Annotated in this window: 12 protein-coding genes and 2 pseudogenes; 11 read left to right on the top strand and 3 right to left on the bottom strand. The window is 52.3% G+C overall.

The window, feature by feature from the left end; translation table 11 throughout:
• Window positions 1-132 precede the first annotated feature (132 nt).
• The 8 genes from EDM21_RS04555 (at window position 133) to EDM21_RS04590 (ending at window position 7051) form a co-directional block, all read left to right on the top strand.
• Window positions 133-1494, top strand: coding sequence for a glycosyl hydrolase family 8 (locus tag EDM21_RS04555; RefSeq protein WP_157333810.1), 1362 nt, complete (start codon window positions 133-135; stop codon window positions 1492-1494).
• A 320-nt stretch (window positions 1495-1814) separates the two neighbouring features.
• Window positions 1815-2174 carry a hypothetical protein gene (locus EDM21_RS04560; RefSeq protein WP_166541824.1) on the top strand — a complete coding sequence of 120 codons (360 nt, stop codon included), beginning with the start codon at window positions 1815-1817 and terminating at the stop codon, window positions 2172-2174.
• A 143-nt stretch (window positions 2175-2317) separates the two neighbouring features.
• Entirely contained in the window at window positions 2318-2755 is a 438-nt protein-coding gene (locus EDM21_RS04565; protein ID WP_157333285.1) for a MarR family winged helix-turn-helix transcriptional regulator, read from the top strand.
• A 113-nt stretch (window positions 2756-2868) separates the two neighbouring features.
• On the top strand, window positions 2869-3819 hold the full coding sequence (locus tag EDM21_RS04570) for a ring-cleaving dioxygenase (protein ID WP_157333287.1): 951 nt from the start codon (window positions 2869-2871) through the stop codon (window positions 3817-3819).
• Window positions 3816-4427 carry an alpha/beta hydrolase gene (locus tag EDM21_RS04575; protein WP_157333289.1) on the top strand — a complete coding sequence of 204 codons (612 nt, stop codon included), beginning with the start codon at window positions 3816-3818 and terminating at the stop codon, window positions 4425-4427. The genes EDM21_RS04570 and EDM21_RS04575 overlap by 4 nt, the downstream gene beginning before the upstream one ends.
• Before the next feature lie 128 nt (window positions 4428-4555).
• The gene (locus tag EDM21_RS04580; protein ID WP_157333291.1) at window positions 4556-5167 is read left to right on the top strand and encodes a flavin reductase family protein; all 612 of its coding nucleotides are present in this window, start codon (window positions 4556-4558) and stop codon (window positions 5165-5167) included.
• Between the two features lie 388 nt (window positions 5168-5555).
• Complete coding sequence (locus tag EDM21_RS04585; protein ID WP_420850640.1) at window positions 5556-6296, top strand: ABC transporter ATP-binding protein; 741 nt, start codon at window positions 5556-5558, stop codon at window positions 6294-6296.
• On the top strand, window positions 6296-7051 hold the full coding sequence (locus tag EDM21_RS04590) for an ABC transporter permease (protein ID WP_157333295.1): 756 nt from the start codon (window positions 6296-6298) through the stop codon (window positions 7049-7051). Before EDM21_RS04585 ends, EDM21_RS04590 begins: the two co-directional genes overlap by 1 nt.
• A gap of 291 nt (window positions 7052-7342) precedes the next feature.
• Here EDM21_RS04590 and EDM21_RS25460 read toward each other — a convergent pair.
• Window positions 7343-7489: pseudogene (locus tag EDM21_RS25460) on the bottom strand (IS1380 family transposase); the annotation flags it as partial.
• 199 nt (window positions 7490-7688) lie between these two features.
• On the opposite strand from EDM21_RS25460, the gene EDM21_RS04595 reads away from it, so the two are divergent.
• Window positions 7689-8897: a hypothetical protein gene (locus EDM21_RS04595; RefSeq protein ID WP_157333297.1), complete on the top strand. Its 1209-nt coding sequence runs from the start codon at window positions 7689-7691 to the stop codon at window positions 8895-8897.
• A gap of 229 nt (window positions 8898-9126) precedes the next feature.
• Here the strand turns inward: EDM21_RS04595 and EDM21_RS24885 are convergent.
• Window positions 9127-9260 (bottom strand): annotated as a pseudogene (locus EDM21_RS24885) (3-oxoacyl-[acyl-carrier-protein] reductase); the annotation flags it as partial.
• A 525-nt stretch (window positions 9261-9785) separates the two neighbouring features.
• Window positions 9786-10838 carry an FUSC family protein gene (locus tag EDM21_RS04600; protein ID WP_157333299.1) on the bottom strand — a complete coding sequence of 351 codons (1053 nt, stop codon included), beginning with the start codon at window positions 10836-10838 and terminating at the stop codon, window positions 9786-9788.
• Between the two features lie 394 nt (window positions 10839-11232).
• On the opposite strand from EDM21_RS04600, the gene EDM21_RS04605 reads away from it, so the two are divergent.
• Window positions 11233-12228 carry a Gfo/Idh/MocA family protein gene (locus EDM21_RS04605; protein WP_157333301.1) on the top strand — a complete coding sequence of 332 codons (996 nt, stop codon included), beginning with the start codon at window positions 11233-11235 and terminating at the stop codon, window positions 12226-12228.
• A 276-nt stretch (window positions 12229-12504) separates the two neighbouring features.
• Window positions 12505-18873, top strand: a complete 6369-nt coding sequence (locus EDM21_RS04610; RefSeq protein ID WP_157333303.1) for a phosphodiester glycosidase family protein — start codon at window positions 12505-12507, stop codon at window positions 18871-18873.
• The last annotated feature ends 98 nt before the right edge of the window (window positions 18874-18971 follow it).

The following is an 18971-nucleotide window of genomic DNA, read 5'->3' on the forward strand; positions in this document are numbered from 1 at the left end:
GCCAGTGCGAGTGCGTAAAGCAGCTGGAACCAAGCCGCGGCCGTTATTTTATAAAGGAGGCGATGCGTACCCGGGATTACTGGAATGAACCGGTTTGTGCCTATGCATGTAAAAATGAGAGGAGCATGAATGATGAAAAAGAAATGGCTTACCCTATCCTTAAACACTTGTCTCTTGTGCAGTCTGGCTGCTTCCGCAGTGGCAGGTCCGGCCCTTGAAGGGTCAGCGGCTTCGGTATCCGCATCAGCTAATGGGAGCGGCCCGCTGGTACAAAATCCGGCCGCCGTCAATGCTGCCGCAGCCTTGAAGCCTTTTCCGCAGCATGTATCCTACACCCCGGGGACGATTAAGCCCGGTAACTATACGCAGGCTCAGATGGATCAGCAGGTTCAGCAGAAATATAACGAGTGGAAAGCGGGGTATTTGGTCAAGCATCCGAAGATTTCGAATCAATACTACGTTTTTTATAACAAAGAAAACATCGTCACGGAACCGGCTAATGTCGTTTCCTGCTCGGAAGGTCACGGGTACGGCATGATAATTACCGCCTATATGGCGGGCTATGATGCTAATGCGCAGTCGTATTTTGACGGCTTGTACCGTTTCTATAAGGCTCACCCGAGCTCCATAGATCCGGCTCTGATGGCCTGGCAGCAGGCCAAGGACTCCAGCGGTAACATTGTGGATACCTCAGGCAGTGATGCCGCAACGGACGGTGATATGGATATCGCGTACGCACTCCTCCTTGCCGACAAGCAGTGGGGAAGCACCGGCGGAATCAATTATAAGAGTGAGGCGCTTAAAGTTATTAATGCCATTCTGAAAAGGGAAGTTCATGCGGCTTACTATCATCTGAAGCTGGGCGACTGGGCGTCCGACAGCGATACCAAATACGGCCCGGGCACACGGCCTTCCGACTACATGCTGAATCACCTCAAAGCTTTCAAAAGCGCCAGCGGTAATGCCAAGTGGGATCAAGTTGCGGACCGGACATACTCTATTATTAATACGATCTTCGCGAGTCACAGTCCGAACACGGGGCTGATGCCGGATTTCGTCGTCCGTAAATCAAACGGAACGTATGCCCCGGCTCCCGAGATGTATCTGGAAGAGGCGACAGATAACGACTACAGCTGGAACTCCTCGCGTACGCCTTGGAGAATTGCAACCGATTACCTCGTCAGCGGGGATTCGCGAGCTCTGAGCCAGCTCCGTAAGATGAACAACTGGATCCAGACCAAGACGGGCGGCAACCCCGCCAAAATCGGATCAGGATATACACTCAGCGGCGGTGTTCTCGATTCCAGCCATGCGATCGCCTTTACGGCTCCTTTCGCGGTCAGCGCAATGGTTGATGCCTCCAACCAGCAGTGGCTGAACAAGGTGTGGAGCGATATCGTCAATTCGCCGACCTCCGACAGCTACTATTTCGACAACAGCATCCGTTTGCTCAGTATGATCACCGTTTCCGGCAACTGGTGGAAGCCTTATTGATGAATGGGCAGGAGCAGGAAGAGAAACCGGTTCTTTTTACTTGAGTAAAATAACAGGGCAGCCCTCAGAAAAGAAACAGATTTAACCTTCTTTCCGGGTTAATTCCGTTCCTCTGAGGGCTGCTTGTTGTAAGGAGGGAGACGATTGCGTTTATCGCGCTCTTTACAGCTCCAAAGTCCGGGAGCCAAGCTTACGTGTATAGGGTTTAGAAAACCGGGAGTGGCCCCTCCCGGCAGCGGACATCGGGATCGAATTATTTAGCGGAATAAGCTAAAATAGATAGAAGCAACCGTTAGACTGGAAAGCAGGAGGCGCATCAAGTGAATGTAGAAATGGATTTATACAAAGATTGGATTGAAACGGTCCGTGAAATTTTCCGGGGTTCGGGTGCTCCGCTGCCGCCGGATTTGACCGATGCGGAAGTGGGCAGGGAGTATTATTGCCAGACCTCGCCTTCGGAAGAGGCGGCCGAAGAACGCAGAGAAGCCAATGAAGAGAGAATCCGGCAGCTGCAGCAGACTCTCCTCGACAATATGGATAGCGTAGTCATACCGGACATTCGCGCGAAGACGAACTACACCGGCAGCCATTACCGCTTCCGCTGGGTATATTCGCAGGGCGAGCATATTGTGGAAGAGTGTTCGCAATACCGGATTACATTAGGCCCTTCTCCGGATTAAGCCGCTCCGGAGATTTTTGTATACAAGAGTGGCAGATGGGCTTGACACCTCGTTTAAAGAGGTGTATATTTATCTTAAATTAAAGATATTTAAATTTGAGATAAATTAATCCGGTGGTGATACAGGTGAAGGATGTAGAAGACATGAGCGAACTCGATTTGTCGCTGAAGCTGTTCGTAGTGCTTTCCAAAGCACAGAAGGTCATTATGGACCGCTCCGTCAAGGATATGAAGAGGCACAACCTGTCACCGTCGGAATTCGCGGTTCTGGAACTGCTGTATCACAAGGGGAAGTTCCCGCTACAGCAGATCGGGGATAAGATTCTGGTGACCAGCGGCAGCATCACGTACAATATCGACAAGCTGGAGAAGAAAGGGCTGCTCAAACGGGTCCCATGTCCTGAAGACCGCAGGGTGACTTATGCGCAGATTACGGAAGAGGGGACAGAGTTGTTCAACGTGATTTTCCCCGAACATACGAAGGTTGTGGAGTCGAGCATGAGCGGTCTGACAGCTGAAGAGAAAATACAGGCGATCGAGTTGATCAAGAAACTCGGTTTGGGCGCACAAAAGCAGGACTAAAAATTTTTAGCATATATCTTAAATTTAAGATTCTTAATCTAAAAGAGATGCTTCTACAGGGATTCTATCCCATTATTGAGCCATACTAACTTATAAAGAAGAGGTGCAGAGCCATGACACAAAGAACAGCCGGAATTCATCACATAACCGCATTTGTAAAACACGCACAGGAGAATGTAGATTTCTACGCCGGAGTACTGGGGCTTCGTCTCGTGAAGAAAACGATCAATTTTGACGCTCCGGAAGTGTATCACTTGTATTTTGGAAATGAATCAGGAAGTCCCGGGACGGCCATTACTTTCTTCCCGTGGTCGGCTTCGCGTAAAGGCCGGGTCGGTGGAGGCCAGGTAGGGGTGACGACTTATGCGATTCCGGAGGGCTCGTTTGATTTCTGGGAACAACGCCTGAAAAAGCTGAACGTTGCTTATACGGTGACGGAGCGTTTCGGCGAATCCTATCTCAGGCTGCAGGATCATGACGGGCTGCAGATCGAGCTTGTGCAGCGGAGCGAAGGCACGCCGAGCAAATGGACGTTTGGCGGGGTTCCGGCGGACAAAGCCATCAAAGGTTTCGGGGGAGCTGTGCTGTTTAGTCTGGCGCCTGAGAAAACCATGGACACACTGGAGCATGTAATGGGACTTACGAAGGTTGGACAGGACGGGGAGTTTATCCGCTTCAAATCCGAAGGCGATATCGGCAATGTTATTGATGTGAAGGCACAAGCAGTGCCCCGCGGAGCGGATGGGGCCGGAGTGGTCCATCATATCGCTTGGCGGGCCAAAGATTTCGAGGACCATGAAGCTTGGAGAAGCCGCGTGCAGGAAAGCGGATTTGATCCTACCCCGGTCATCGACCGGCAGTACTTCAATGCGGTATACTTCAGAGAAGAGGGTGGAATTCTGTTTGAAATTGCGACAGATCCACCGGGATTTACACGTGATGAGGCTTTGGATCAACTAGGCGGGAAACTGGTGCTGCCGGACTGGTACGAACCGCACCGTGCGGCAATTGAGAAGGGACTGCCGCCTATTGAAGTCCGTGTACTGGAGGAGGACAAATCATGAAACATGTATATCGTCAAGGGACGAACAGGGAGCAGCCTACGCTAGTGCTTTTTCATGGAACAGGCGGTACCGAAGAAGATCTGCTTCCGCTTGCCGACAGGATTTCACCCGAATCTTCCGTGCTGAGCCTTAGAGGTAATGTGCTTGAGAACGGCATGCCGAGGTTTTTCAGACGGCTGGCGGAAGGCGTCTTTGATGAGCAGGATCTCATCTTCCGAACGAAGGAAATTTATGATTTTATCAATAAAGCCGCTATGGATTACGGTTTTGACCGGAATAATCTCGTAGCCGTAGGGTATTCCAACGGAGCTAATATAGCCGGCAGCCTGCTTTTCCATTATCAGAATGCTCTGAAAGGCGCTGCTTTGCATCATCCGATGGTCCCGCTCCGCGGAATTGAGCTGCCCGATCTGTCAAGTGTGCAGGTGTTTATCGGGGCCGGTTCCAACGATCCGCTTTGTACGCCGGAGGAGACGGAGGAATTGCAGGAGATGCTCACCGCGGCAGGCGCCGGGGTGGACGTGAAATGGGAGAACAGGGGCCACCAGTTGACAGCTTCTGAGGTGAATGCGGCAGCGGAATGGTTCGCGAAGCACTACAAGGGCTGACCACAGCCGCATCTCCAAGCCTGATCCGGGACTTGCGCTGCCTTACAACACGATGAAAAGCTTGGTGGAGATGGTGGAGGCACAGACAGGGGTACGGGCTGATCTTGAAACACCAAGGAGGAGAGAGCTTGATCTCTATTGATCCAGAAAATCAGAGTGAGCACGATACGTATAAGCTGCTAATCGGAAGTATTATTCCAAGACCGATCGCGTTCGTGACGACACGCTCCCTGGATGGAGTGGTAAACGCCGCTCCGTTCAGCTATTTCAACATCATAGCGGCGAATCCCCCTCTTCTGTCCGTATCGGTTCAGCGGAAGAACGGGGAGCCGAAGGATACCGCCCGCAATGCGCTGGACATTGGTGCGTTCGTCGTACACATCAGCGATGAGTCCTATATCGAGGCGATTAATGTGACCGCGGCTAGTCTGCCCCCGGACGAGAGCGAGATCGACTTGACCGGACTTCAACTGATCGAGAGCGACAAAGTGCAGGTCCCCGGCGTGGCGGAGGCCAAGATCCGGATGGAATGCGTGCTGGAGCGTTCCATCCCGCTTGGCGGCGTAGTCACAGCGCCCGCCTGCGATTTGTTAATCGGGCGGGTCGTCCGCTTTCACGTTGCCCGCGAGCTGTACCGGGACGGGAAGATCGACCCGGAGCTGCTGCGTCCGGTCAGCCGTCTGGCGGGGAACAGCTACAGCCGTCTCGGGGAGATTTTCTCGCTGGAGAGGCCTGAGTAAGGCATGTAAGCGTGAGAAAGTAAGGATTATTGAAACAAACTTAGGCGTTCTGTGCGGTGTGTTCCGTGCAGGACGCTTTTTTGGCTGGGGCAAGCGAATGGTTGATTTTTATCGATGCTAAGAACGGTGAGGGGCCTCACCAAGGTGAAATTGTTAGAGGGAGCGGCAGAGCGACTAATGCTAATATATTCATGAAGGTGAATGACGGGCAGTGGAAAGGACTCTGTCCAAACCGGGAAATCGCATTTGCTGCCGGCTGATAATAGATGTATTTAAGTCTTCGGAGGTTCGGTCTATAATCGTAGGAATAGTGATCCGGCAGCTATGCTGATAATTGCTGATGTGTCTATAACGTGCTGATTCTTGTTAGGAGTGTTATGTTTTGAGTATCCAATTATCTTTACAGGGGATCGGGAAAAAGCGGCACGGCGAATCCCCGGCCTATTTATTCAGGGAGATCACGGCTGAAGTCCGGTCCGGCCAGCGTATTGTGCTTCTGGGAACGTCGGGACAGGGCAAAACGACGCTGCTGCGGATCTTGTCCCGCCTGGAGAAGCCCGATGAGGGGACGCTGAGCCTAAACGGCCGGCCTTTTCTGGAATGGAAGCCGCAGGAGTGGCGCCGCAGGGTGTGTTACGTGGCCCAGCAGCCCGTCATGCTGACAGGGACGGTTGAGGCCAATCTCAGGGCAGTGAGTGAGCTGCACGGAGCGGCATTTGATAAGCGGCTGGCTGAGGAATGCATGGCCGCGTTGGGACTGGAGAGCCTGGACTGGTCTAAGCAGGCTGCGGATTTGTCGGGCGGCGAGAAGCAGCGCACCGCGCTTGTGCGGGCACTGCTGCTGCAATCGGAGGTGCTGCTGTTAGATGAAGTAACCGCTTCGCTCGACCCCGCCAGTAAACGGGCGGCTGAGCGGCTGCTCTCGGATTGGGCTCAGAAGCGCGGAACCGCGCTGATTTGGATCACGCACGATCTGGATCAGGCCGCGCAGGTCAGCGATTTCATCTGGTTCATGGATGAGGGAAGGCTGCTGGAAACCGCGCCGGCGGAGGAGTTTTTCCGGGAGCCGTCAACCCGGCAGGCAAGAAGCTTTATCCGGCGTACGGATTCGGAAGGGAGCCTGCTCTGATGTCCAATATTTCCCTGATGAGTACGGCCGTCTTTGTTGCGGTCACTATCCTTTTATCTATGAAGCAGAAGCTTGGACTGGAAAAGGAAATTATCATAGGTACGATCCGGTCTGCGGTTCAGCTGCTTTTTGTAGGTTACGTGCTTCATTTTGTTTTTGATGCGGAGAATCCGCTCTTCATTGTGTTGATTATTGCCGTGATGATCCTGGTCGCTTCCTGGAATGTCAGCAGCCGCGCACGGGATATACCGGGCATCCGGCTGAGAATTGCTCTTGCCCTGTGCTGCACGGAGGCGGTGACGATGGCTCTGCTGCTTACGCTGGGGATTGTGGAGGCTACGCCTCAGTTCATTGTTCCGATCAGCGGCATTACAATCGGCAGTTCCATGATCGTAGCAGGCCTTTTCCTGAATAGCATGAAAAGAGAAATGGAAGCCGCCAGAGGCGAGATCGAAGCGCTGCTCGCCCTGGGGGCAACCTCCAAGCAGGCGATTCAGAACTCGATTAAGCGGTCCATCCGCTCGGGTATGATTCCGACTCTGGATGGGATGAAAACCACCGGGCTGGTTCAACTGCCGGGAATGATGACGGGGATGATTGCGGCAGGCGCCGATCCTATCGAAGCGGTGCGCTATCAGATTCTGATTATGTTCGTGCTGTCCTCGGCTGCGGCTTTAACGGCAATGCTGCTGGGACTGTTAAGTGCTCCCCTCTGGTTTACGAAGGATGGGCGGCTGCGGTCCACAGGGGAATGAGCGGGATGGCGGGGCAAGCTTAAATGTGTTGCCCGTGCGGGTTTCCTTTGAAGAAATAATAAGAGGCAATCGATTAGCGATTGTCTCTTATTATTTGTGATTCTTATAAGCCATTTTGTGGGCACGTATAATTCATACCATTTTTAAGTTAGGCTGTGATTCATCAGGCCTATTTAATCGTTGCTTCTGTCAACCCTCCGATAATGTATCTTTGCGTAAACACATACAAAATGGCAATAGAAGCCATAGATAGTGTGAAGGCTGCGAAAGCCAGATTGTAATCGAAGCTTACCTTCCTGCCAAATCGAGCCGTTGGTGGAGGGTCGGCGATGCAGGAACGGGCTTAATGCCAAGAGCCTTGGTGAAAAACTTATCTTCGCGGAAAGGCACAATATGATCGAAATTGCTTTTACCTTGACACATCAGATCAAGGTAAGCGTACAAAATCTCGGGGTGGGTGACCGCTGGATTATGAACGCCAGGGCCACCGGACGCTTTTATTCTATTATTTTCATAGTCAGCTATCACGGATTTAAGTACATATCAAAAAACATTATATTGATAAAAAACCAATAAATGGTATAATTGATATAGGGAATGGCCATTCTTAATAAGTTATCTTGGAGGTTTTGTATAAATGAAGAAGTTAGCGAAAGGTTTAACTTTAACAACTTTAGCTCTAAGTATGTTAATACCAATAAATGCATATGGAAGTGCCAAACCAAAACTCAAAAAACAAATAATTGTCATCAGTGATAGTGCTGAAACCACTATTAGTAATATTAAAAAACGTGATTCTGATGAAACGATAAAGAAAATTAAGGAAATGTATAATTTTGATAAGATTACACTATCAACTCTTAAGCAAAATAATTTTACCATAAAACATTCTGAAGATTCTATTATAGTAGTTTCATTTGAAAATATTTCCTCAAATAAAGATTTATTAAATAATATTATTAATGAGATCAATAAACAGAATCTTGTCTATATTTACGGAAAAGGGTTTACTACCCAAGATGTAGAGCAACTAACAGGGTTAAAGATAGAGAAGCGAAGTAAAGAAAAATTAGAAGAATCATCTGTGAAAAATCAAGAGTGGCAATATTTAGGTGTTGGTAAAGAGGTAGATGGAAAATTTAATTTTGATTTTGGTCAAGTAACATATAAAGAAGCTGATGGAACCTACATTATTCCGGACGACAGCTTTATTTTACAATCAGTTATAAATTCAAATAAGAGATTGGAGTTAAAGAATGAAAAAAACAAATTAGCTCCGACGGGATATGGTGATGATCCAATCGTTACTAGAGATAGTTTAAGCAAAGATGGATATGCCTTCAACGAGCTTAAAGCAAATTTAAGTGTAGACTGGTTTTTGCACAAAGCCAGTGATAATGATGCTGAATACGACTATTTCTATCTTGAAGATTCTGTGGAGTTAAATGGATATAACGGCTACACCACGGGCTATGATTTAAAGACGTGGCACAGCCTCCCTTCGGCTTCTGACATTATAAAAGATTGGGGTCCTGATTCTAATTCGGGAAGTACTTTTGCTGTTTCATTACCATGGGGGGTGCAATGGCAATTTTCTACGAATGCAGCAATTAGCCTTACTACAGAGGGCAGTCAAGCTGACGACAAAGTATTTTGGAATGTGGATGAAAGGTGGTATCAATATGGAATATCCTTACCTCTACGAATTAGACCTGGTACTGCATGGGCATCTAAAGGAACCTATGCCATGATTAATACACAGCACTATGGTGCAGTTCGTAAAAATGGAGGTTTTGACTTAGTTGAACTTTCAATTGATCCACAAGTTAGGTATGATTATAATTAGTGCATACAGAAAAGGCTTAGGATATCCTAAGCCTTTTCTTATGAAAGGAGTAGCAAATGAATACCATTAAGATCATAATATTCCTTATTTTTTTTGTTGCTATTTATTCACTCATTACAGTCAGTCTTTCTGATGGCAAGATTAGTCCAGAGATCAATCAAGTTAATTTTGGATTTATTATCGGGATTTTGTTCCTCATTTTAGCGAATCAATTAAAAAAGTGAAGTTTTTATCCGCGCAGTAAAGACTCTGCCCCGTCAGTATAAATCTCGGTACCGGTAATATGAGTCGATTCGTTCGATGCAAGGAAAGCACCAGATCGGCGACCTGTCTGGGCTTGTCTGGAGCCTCCCTCAGAGGATGACCGCCTGCAGCCAATTGGAATTTCAACTTCCTTCAAATTATCTCTCCGGCTTCGGAATATGACATTTGATCACGATGGTCTCGCCGCCAGCTTGCTCGATCGCCGATGTTTGGCCGATTCCTAAGCTGCCTCTCGATACCACAGCAACGTTACCTTCTAATCGTTTATTGACATGATATCCGTCTTTAGCTTGTTTAAGTTCGTTAGGTCTTTCGTGAGTCTGCCTTACGGCTAGGTGTCTGAACCAGTTAATAAGGAGCAGGTTGTCATCAACCTGAGCTGGCAGTTCAAGTTACAAATTACTAGCGGGATCGTCTTTTCGGTATCCTCCACAATTCAAAACTACGACTAATACACAGTAAAGAGCCGTTAGCTGGAATCGTCGTATGCGTTCTAAGCCTACGTTCATCTTTCAAATATTTTTGATGAATCGTGCTATAGGCGATTCAAACAAAACAGAGTGATCCCTGGACATTAAAATGATCGGGGTTTCTCTATACTTGGATGCAATATAAGGTGCGAATTTATCTGCTGACCAATTTACCGCGCAGCACCGCCCGCAAACGGGTGGCGGGCGCTTCCTTGACGGCCGGGCGGGCGACTACCGCGCTGCGGCTGGCTTCGAGCTCCTTGAGGTAATCCGCCAGCGCTTCGTAAGCCTGGTAATACGGAAATAGCCGGGCTATTTCCTCCTGTCCGGGATTACGCGTCATGCGGGATGGCCTCAGAGCGCGAAGCAGCAGGCCCAGGGGCAGCCGCCGGCCATGCAGTGTCATTCGTTCCTGCCCCCGAATGACGATTGCGAGGGCCTGTATCAGGCGCGCCGCTTCGGGATGCGCCGCATCTGCCTTCTGCAGCGCCTTGACTAGATCGCGGATGCGTTCGGCCATAGTCTCATAGGAGCGGAACAGCTCTCCCGCACCCCCATCGCTGCCGCGGGTCAGCCAGCGGTCTTCGCGGACAAGCTGGGATACGCTTTTGCCGCTTTCGATATAGGTACGGACTTCTTCGATTTGTAGCCGCATGACAGGTTTGTAAGGAGTCATCTGCTCTGCCTGCAAGTCGATTTGGATGTAATGGAGCAGAACGCGCAGCATCGTTTCGGACTTGGCCAGCAGCACATCTTCCCGTTCGCGGTGGATAGGCTTGCTGATCAAATTGACGGCCGTGCCGACTGTCATACCCACAAGCACGAGCAGGAACTGATTGTAGGCCGCCATCCCGCCTATCAGCTCATCGGAAGTGCCGATGGTGTTGATGGCAACGATGACCGCAAGCGTCAGAGAGGCCGTCCGCTTCAGACGGACATGCATCATCATGACGATAAAGGCCACTGCCGCAATTACGAGAGAACTGCTGCCGAGTACAAGTGCAGCGGTAATTCCCAGAGCCGATGCCGCCAGTGCGCTGGCCATATGGGAGAGCGTATGATGGAGCGAGCGGTAGACGGAAGGCTGGACGGCAAGCATCGAGATGATGCCGGCAAAGTGATCCGGTTCCAAATGGAGCAGCCGCGCAATCCAGATGGAGAAGGCAATGGCGACTGAGGTTTTGACAACACGAAGACCGACGAACATAGCGGGCAGCTCCTTTTTATTATCTTTTGTTAACTATACTAACATAAAAATAATAAAAAAGATCCGAATGAGGATAAAAAAGTGATAAAATAGCTATTATATAACATAAATATAACATTAATATTACATCAATATAACGTAAATGAGTGATCGTTAATTATTAAGAGTTTAACGCTACCGCTTTAACGCTACCGCTTTAACGCTACCGCTTTAACGCTACCGCTTTAACGCTACCGCTTTAACGCTACCGCTTTAACGCTACCGCTTTAACGCCACCGCTTTAAACTTTCCATTTTAAGCCCGAGTATTTAACCGCAGGGTTAAGAATTTAGCGAAAATCCTATCCGCATGATAAACTGGACGTAATCTTTCAGACGGAAGGAAGACAAGACTTATGACACGATTTGCAGTAATCGGTACGAACTGGATTACGGAAGAACTGATCCGGGCCGCGCAGGAGTCCCCGCAATTCACTCTGACGGCGGTGTACTCGCGGAAAGAAGAAACGGCCCGGGCCTTTGCAGATAAATTTGGAGCTGCGCATATCTTTACGGATTTGGAGAAGATGGCGCAGAGTGATCAGTTTGACGCGGTCTATATCGCCAGCCCGAATTCTTTGCACGCGGAGCAGGCGGTTCTTCTGATGAATCAGGGCAAACATGTCCTGTGTGAGAAGCCGATCGCTTCCAATACGGGGGAGCTCGACAAGATGATTGCCGCGGCTAAGAAGAATAACGTGCTGCTCATGGAAGCGCTAAAGTCCACCTTCTTGCCCAATTTCCAGGCGATCCGGGATCACTTGCATAAAATCGGGCCGGTGCGCCGGTATTTCGCAAGCTACTGCCAATATTCATCCCGCTATGACGCGTACAAAAGCGGCACGGTGCTGAACGCGTTTAACCCTATTTTCTCGAACGGTGCGATGATGGATCTGGGCGTGTACTGCATCTATCCGATGGTCGTTCTTTTCGGCAAGCCGGTGCAGGTAGCGGCCAATGCAGTCTTGCTCGAATCCGGTGTGGACGGTGAAGGAAGCATTCTGGCCAAATATGGGGAGATGGATGGGGTCCTCATGTACTCCAAAATCACACAATCCCATCTGCCCTCCGAAATTCAAGGAGAGAACGGCACCATTGTGATCGATAAGATCAGTCAGCCGGAGAAGATCGAAATCCGCTACAGAGACGGTTCGGTGGAAGATTTGAGTCAGCCTCAGCAAGCGAGAAATATGGTATACGAGGTGGAACATTTTATCGGTTTACTGGAAAAAGGGATCTTGGAATCTCCTGTTAATTCGTACGAAAATTCTAGAATTGCAATGGGAATCATGGACGAGGCAAGAAAACAGTTCGGGCTTGTTTATCCGGCAGATCACAAAAATGATCAATAATTTTAAACGAAAAATTCCACTTTTATAATTTTAAAAACAGGAAAAGCCTTTCAAAAATTCCCCAAATCCTTGATAATAGGAAGAGGGGCTTTTTTTTATCCCTAATATAAAGCGCTTACATGTAATCTTGAGCCAGCAAATCTTTACAAAATCTCAAATTGTTTAGGAGGTGGATTTTACAAGCGGCCCGTATACTTTCCTGATGTAAGACATAGGTTGAAGAATCTTATTGGGAAGACGATCACTTCATTAATGTAAGGGAGGCATTCTGACGGAATGGTAAAAAACAAAAAAATATTGCCATCTTTGCTGAGCGGCGTTCTGCTCTTTTCATTACTTTTGCCGGCAGGGCAGGGGCTGGCAGCAGCTTCGGGCCCATCATCGTTAGGAAACGTAGTGGACAAGCGGGAAATGGAGATCGGCCCCGGAGCTACATACAGTTGGATGAACATGAAGCTGGACCGCGGTTCCCAGCAAATGCACTTCGTTGAATTCGATCCGAAGAACGCTGCGCTGGGGCTGCAGCCGGGTCTGACCGACGGCAAAGTGTACGGCATGCAGGGGGTCTCCAAGATGGCAGCCGATGCGGATAAAGAAGGCAACCGGGTAATTGCCGCCGTTAACGGAGATTTCTATGACATGTCGACTGGTGTTCCGATGGGCATGTTCATGGGGGATGGGGAGATTCTGAGCAGTCCTCCGGACGGATGGTTTGCTTTTGGGATGAAGAAGGACGGCTCATCGCTGTACGGGCAGAGCCCGAAGCTGACGAGAACCTTGACTGTTGCGGGCAAAACAAGTCCGGTTTCGGCAATCAACCGGATGCGTGCAGCGGAGGGGCTGAACCTCTACACAGCCGCGTTCCATACTTCGACGATGACCAACGATCTCGGAGATGAGATTGTGTTGGATGTGCTGGACGGAGAAGTGAAAAGCGGCCGGACGCTGAAGCTGAAAGTGTCCGCGATCCACAAGGACAAAGGCAACACGCCGCTTGCGGCCGGTCAAGTCGTGCTGTCCGCATCCGGCAAGCACCGGGACGCTCTCGCAGGGCTTGCGGTCGGCGATGAAGTGACGGCAGACTTCGCCTTTGAAGGCGAGTGGAAGGACGTCACGATGTCCATCGGAGGATCCGCCCTGCTGGTGAAGGACGGCGTCGCCCAGCCAAACAGCGATCCGGCGGCTCATCCGCGGACGGCCATCGGCACGAAGGCCGACGGCTCGGTGATCATGCTGGAGCTGGACGGCCGGCAGCCCGGCTTCAGCGAAGGCGTCACGCTCCAGGAGCTGGGCGTGATCATGAAGGACCTGGGCGCCGTCAATGCCCTGAACCTCGACGGGGGCGGCTCGTCAACGTTCGTAGCCCGTCTGCCGGGGGAGAAGACGCGCAAGATGCTGAACAGCCCTTCCGACGGCGGCGAACGTAAGACGGCGAACGGCATTCTGCTCGTCAACAAAGCACCGGAGGGAGCTGCGGACAAGCTGGTGGTTCAGCCGCAGCAGGAGCGCGTGTTGGCAGGCTCCAAGGCCGCCTTCAAAGCGGCGGCGGTAGATGCTAACCTGCATCCGGCTGCTTTGTCAGGCGATGTGCAGTGGAGCATCGATCCGGCGCTCGGCAGCATAGCCGCTGACGGTACGTTCACGGCAGGCAGGGTTGACGGCACAGCCGAGATCAAGGCTGCTGCGGGCAGCCTCAGCGGAACGGGAAGTGTGGAAGTCGTCACGGAGCTGACCGAGCTTAAATTCCCGGGTGAAGTGGCGACGGTTGCCTCCGGCGCTTCACAGACGATGAAGGTGACGGCTATCCGCGACGGTAAAGTCATTCAGGCGGACAACAGCCAGCTTCAGTGGCGGGTGGAAGGCCCGGTCGGCACGATTGACGCCAGCGGTGTTTTCACTGCCGCCAATGTGCAGGAGAAGAACGGCAAGATTTTTGCGACATACAAGAATGTCGAAACTTCAATCGATGTGACGGTGGGACTGCCGCCGGTCATTCTGGAAGACTTCGAGAACGGGCTGGACCGCTATAAGCCGAGCTCGGGGGCGCAGGCCAAGTCAACGAAGGTCAGCATTGAAACCGATGAGGACCTGGTCCGGTTCGGCAAAAGCTCGCTGAAGCTGGAATATGATTTTACAGGCATGCCGGGTACGTCAGGAGCTTATTTGCAGACAACAGGCACCGACAAGAACATTGAAATCCCCGGATATCCGGAGAAGATCAGCATGTGGGTGTACGGGGACGGCAAGAAGCATTGGCTCCGCGCCCAGCTGCGGGACAGTAAGGGAGCGATTCCGCTTGATTTCGTCGATCAGACCGTCGGCGTAGATTTCACAGGCTGGAAGTATCTCGAGGCTGCCGTTCCCAAGGGCCGGACTCTTCCTTTAACAATTGATATGCCGGTCCGATATATGGAAACGAAAGCGGCGAATAAGGACGCGGGAGCGATTTATATCGACGGGATCCGCGCTATTTACGGGCCTGTTCAGGATGATATGGACCCTCCTGTCCTGAAAAAGCTGGCTCCGGCAGAGAACGCGGTAATCCAGACGAACACGCCGGTGATTACAGCCTACGGAGAGGATGCGGGTTACGATCCGGTCAAGCATCCGGGCACGACGCTGATTGATCCGGACAAAATCCGGTTCTACCTCGACGGCAGTCTGGTACCGCACACGCTGTATCCTCCGGAGGGGAAGATCTACTATACGCCGGGCGTTCCGCTGGCGGACGGAATTCACCAGGCCAAGATTTCCATTAAAGATTTATCCGGAAATCAGACGACCAAAGAGTGGACGTTTAACGTAAATACAGGCTCATCCAAGATCGTCTATGATACGCCGGAGAAGGTCTATGCAGGCGGTACGTACACCGTTGATCTGAAAGCGGTAAAGGCGGCGGATATTAAGAAAGGGCAGGTTGAATTTGCGTTTGATCCGTCCAAAGTGGAGAATGTGAAGCTGATCAGGGGCGGCAAGTTAAGCGAAGCCCAGATGACAGCGGACATCGATGGAAGTAAAGGGACGGTTAAGATCACGATGCAGGAGCTCAGCTCCGCACTTCTTACCGACGGGGATCTTTTCGGCCAGATCCAGTATCAGGTGAAGAAGGACGCGACCGGGACGAACGCAATTTCATTCAAATCGGGTTCCGTCTCGTTCGTAAGCAAGGGGGATACCAGCTTCACGTTCTTCGGCCTCCCGCTCTCTTCGGAGATCAAGAATCACTTCCAGCTCGGCTGGAATGAAGAAGGGATGATCCAGGGCTATTCCACTGAGCTTACGGTAAAAGATGAAAGCGGAGCTGCCGTGGCAGGGGCGCAGATCCTGGCCGACGGTGCCGAAGTCGGGGTGACGGATGCAAGCGGTGTGCTCAAAACGGATCAATTGACGTCTGCGCTGAAGACCTACAATCTGCAAGCGGTCAAAGGAGATTTCTTGAGCGCTGTCGTGGTGTTCAAGGTATCACCGCTCAGCGGGTCCGCAGCCCCGCATAACATCAGTGTCGGCATGGGGGCGGATCCTGCGGTTTCTCGTTCTTTCCAGTGGCATACGAATCCGGGTACGCAGCCGACGGTCGTCGAGATCGTGAAGGAGTCGGAATTCACGGATTTTGCCGCTGGGAATGTGAAGGAAATAACCGGTGACAGTTATTTGTATCACACGCTTGATCTCGGATCGGTACGCGTGCATAAAGCGGTGGCGGACGGACTGCTGCCTGGAACGGGCTATGTGTACCGGGTCGGGGACGGGCAAGGGAATTACAGCGGGCAGGGGAAATTCCGCACTACAGAAGCTTCGGGAGATGCGTCGAAATTCTTATATTTCGCGGATTCTCAAGCGTCTGACGCCGCCGGTTTCAAGCTGTGGGGCAACACGATCAAGAAAGCGGCCTCCGAGAACCCGGATGCCGAGTTTATGCTCCATGCCGGCGATATGGTGGATAAAGGATTTAACGAAAAAGAGTGGAACCTGTGGTTCTCTGAAGCGCAGGCTGAGCTGATGAAGACGACGCTTGTCTCTGTCATCGGTAATCATGAAGTGATGGGCAATAAGGAGAACGGTGATTTCCTGGCCCATTTTAATCAGCCGGGCAACGGTCTGGATAGTCTGAAGGGAAGCAATTTCTCTATTGACTACAAGGATATGCATTTCGTCGTTCTGAACAGTGAGTACCAGTATGAAGAGCAGGCGCAGTGGCTGCGCAAGGATCTTGCGCAAACGGATAAAAAGTGGAAGGTCGTCGCTTTTCACAGAGGTCCTTACGGCAGTATCTATGACGAGAAAATCGTGCGCGACACCTGGACACCGGTGTTCGATGAATTTAAGGTCGATCTCGTCCTGAACGGACATGACCATATTTACAGCCGCACGTTCCCGATGAAAGGGAATAAACCGGCCCTCGAGGGAGAGGGCACGACGTATGTCATTGCCGGCTCTACAGGGCCCAAGTTCTACTCCCGCACGGTGCGGGAATGGCAGAAGGTCATTGATGAAGAACAGACGCAGATGTACGCGGCAGTGGAGATTGCAGGAGATCAGCTCCAGGTTGTGACCAAGACGGTTGGCGGCCGGGTGGTCGATGAATTTACGCTGAGCAAAAATGTTGTGCCGCCCGGGTCCGTCGAGATAGAGCCTAAGAGCGCGCTGCTTGCCGTGGGTGAGAGCATTGCGCTCACCGCTGCGGTGAAGCCGGATAACGCTTCGGACAAAAGTGTAACGTGGTCCGTCCAAAGCTCCACGCCTGATGGGGCAGCAGCGGTGTCGGCTGATGGTGTCGTAACAGCCCGCAAGCTGGGAACCGCGGTCATCCGGGCGACCAGCAAGGCTTCCCCGAATGTCTATGCGGACGTAACGGTGGAAGTCAACCGGATCCCGCAGGGCAAGATCGAATCCGTTACCCTAGCGGGACTTCCGAGCCTGCTGGTTGGCGATACAGACAAGACCGTTACGAAGGGCGTCTACACGGACGGGACAGCGGTTCTTCTATTGGAGAATGTCGCTTATGACAGCAGCGATAAGAAGGTAGCCACGATCGGGGCGACGGGGCGGATCAACGCGCTTGCTGAAGGCCGGACCGTTATCTCCGCTACTTACGGGGGACACAGCGCGCAGTATGATTTGACGGTTCTCTCCAAGGATTCGCCGCTTCCGGTGCTGGAGAGAATTACCCTGGACGGACTCCGCTCCGAAATGGAGCAGGGACAGACCGCGCAGGCGGCTGTGACCGGAACTTACAGCGATCAGAGCTCCACTCTTCTGACCGAGGGTGTGCGGTACACGAGTAGTGAGCCGTCGGTTGCTCCGGTTAATGCTAACGGACAGGTTCGAGCGGTCAGGGAGGGTCAGACGGTCATCACCGCGACTTACGGGGGCAAATCCGCCCAGTTCGATATCCGGGTGAAAGCATCCGGAGGTTCGGGCGGCTCTGACGGCGGCAGCGGTAACGGAGGCGGCTCAGGCGGCAATCCGCCGGTTCAGCCGCCGGTGACACCGGAAGAGCCGAAGCCGGATACGACCGGCCGGATCGAGATCAGCGCAAGCGAGCTTGCGGATAAGATCGCCGGAGGAGGCGCCGCAGCGCTGCACACAAGCGCAGCGCTGCAGGAGCTGACCCTGCCCGGCAACGCAGCCGAGCTGCTGCAGGGCAAGCCGGTCAGCATCACGTCTGCCGGCCTTGCGGTCACGATACCGGCAGACGTGCTGAGTGAGCTTAGCGCGCTGGTGCCGGCCGGAGAACGTGCCGGCAGTACGATCACGCTAAGCGTGAGCAAGCTTGCCGCAGCACAGGCGCAGGCGCTGCTTAATAGCGCAGAACGTGCAGCAGGCGCAGAGCTTGCTGCCGCAGGGGATCTGCTGGCTTTCCGTCTCACGGTCACCACGAAGGACGGTAAGACCAGCGAGTTGTCCGCGTTCGGCAAGCCGATCACGCTCGAGTTTGCGGTCCTTCCGGCAGCGGATCGTGATCTGTCGGGCCTCTACCACATAGCGGACAGCGGCAAGCTCGAATATGTCGGCGGAACGTGGCAGGACGGCAAGCTGACTGCACAGGTCCGTCACTTCAGCACATACGCCGTGCTGGAATACAGCAAGTCGTTCGCCGATGTGCCGGAGAACCACTGGGCTGCCAGAGTCATCCAGGTGCTGGCAGCCAAAGGATTGATCGACGGAGTGTCCGGCGATCAGTTCGCTCCCGGGCAGAAGGTCACGCGGGCGGAATTCGCCGCCATGCTGGTGCGTCTGCTCGGTCTCCAGGCGCAAGGCGCAGCGCCGTTCGCCGATGTGCCTGCGCAGCAGTGGTACGCGGGCGCCGTAGCCGCAGCCGCCGAAGCGGGGCTGGTGAGCGGAGTCAGCGCCACCGAGTTTGCGCCTGACGCTGCTATTAAGCGCCAGGAGATGGCGGCGATGATCGTGCGCGCGTACCGGCACGCCAGCGCTCAGCGGAGCGGTACCGGCGCCGATGCAGGCGGAGCAGGCTTCGCGGACGTGGAGACGGCTCCTGCCTGGGCGAAGGAAGCCATCGCGTCCGCCTATAGCCTTGGGCTGGTGGACGGACGCACGGACAGCCTGTTCCAGCCGCAAGGCGTTACGACGCGGGCGGAGAGCGCACAGGTGATTTTCAAGCTGATGAACAAATTAGCGGAATAGCGGGTATTCCTGTGCCGCATCACGGCTGACGGCTCCAAGCTAGGCGCCGTCAGCGTCATTAAAGCCTATCTTCTTTGGCCTCCAGTGCCGGGGAGATA

Origin of the sequence: Paenibacillus lutrae (assembly GCF_009757775.1) — a bacterium.
GTDB classification, from domain to species: domain Bacteria; phylum Bacillota; class Bacilli; order Paenibacillales; family NBRC-103111; genus Paenibacillus_F; species Paenibacillus_F lutrae.

What these genes read in the sequence shown, in the direction of transcription:
- EDM21_RS04555 (WP_157333810.1), top strand. Translation starts at nt 133, where the DNA reads ATGAAAAAGAAATGGCTTACCCTATCCTTAAACACTTGTCTCTTGTGC.
- EDM21_RS04565 (WP_157333285.1), top strand. Translation starts at nt 2,318, where the DNA reads ATGAGCGAACTCGATTTGTCGCTGAAGCTGTTCGTAGTGCTTTCCAAA.
- EDM21_RS04570 (WP_157333287.1), top strand. Translation starts at nt 2,869, where the DNA reads ATGACACAAAGAACAGCCGGAATTCATCACATAACCGCATTTGTAAAA.
- EDM21_RS04575 (WP_157333289.1), top strand. Translation starts at nt 3,816, where the DNA reads ATGAAACATGTATATCGTCAAGGGACGAACAGGGAGCAGCCTACGCTA.
- EDM21_RS04590 (WP_157333295.1), top strand. Translation starts at nt 6,296, where the DNA reads ATGTCCAATATTTCCCTGATGAGTACGGCCGTCTTTGTTGCGGTCACT.
- EDM21_RS04595 (WP_157333297.1), top strand. Translation starts at nt 7,689, where the DNA reads ATGAAGAAGTTAGCGAAAGGTTTAACTTTAACAACTTTAGCTCTAAGT.
- EDM21_RS04600 (WP_157333299.1), bottom strand. Translation starts at nt 10,838, where the DNA reads ATGTTCGTCGGTCTTCGTGTTGTCAAAACCTCAGTCGCCATTGCCTTC.
- EDM21_RS04605 (WP_157333301.1), top strand. Translation starts at nt 11,233, where the DNA reads ATGACACGATTTGCAGTAATCGGTACGAACTGGATTACGGAAGAACTG.
- EDM21_RS04610 (WP_157333303.1), top strand. Translation starts at nt 12,505, where the DNA reads ATGGTAAAAAACAAAAAAATATTGCCATCTTTGCTGAGCGGCGTTCTG.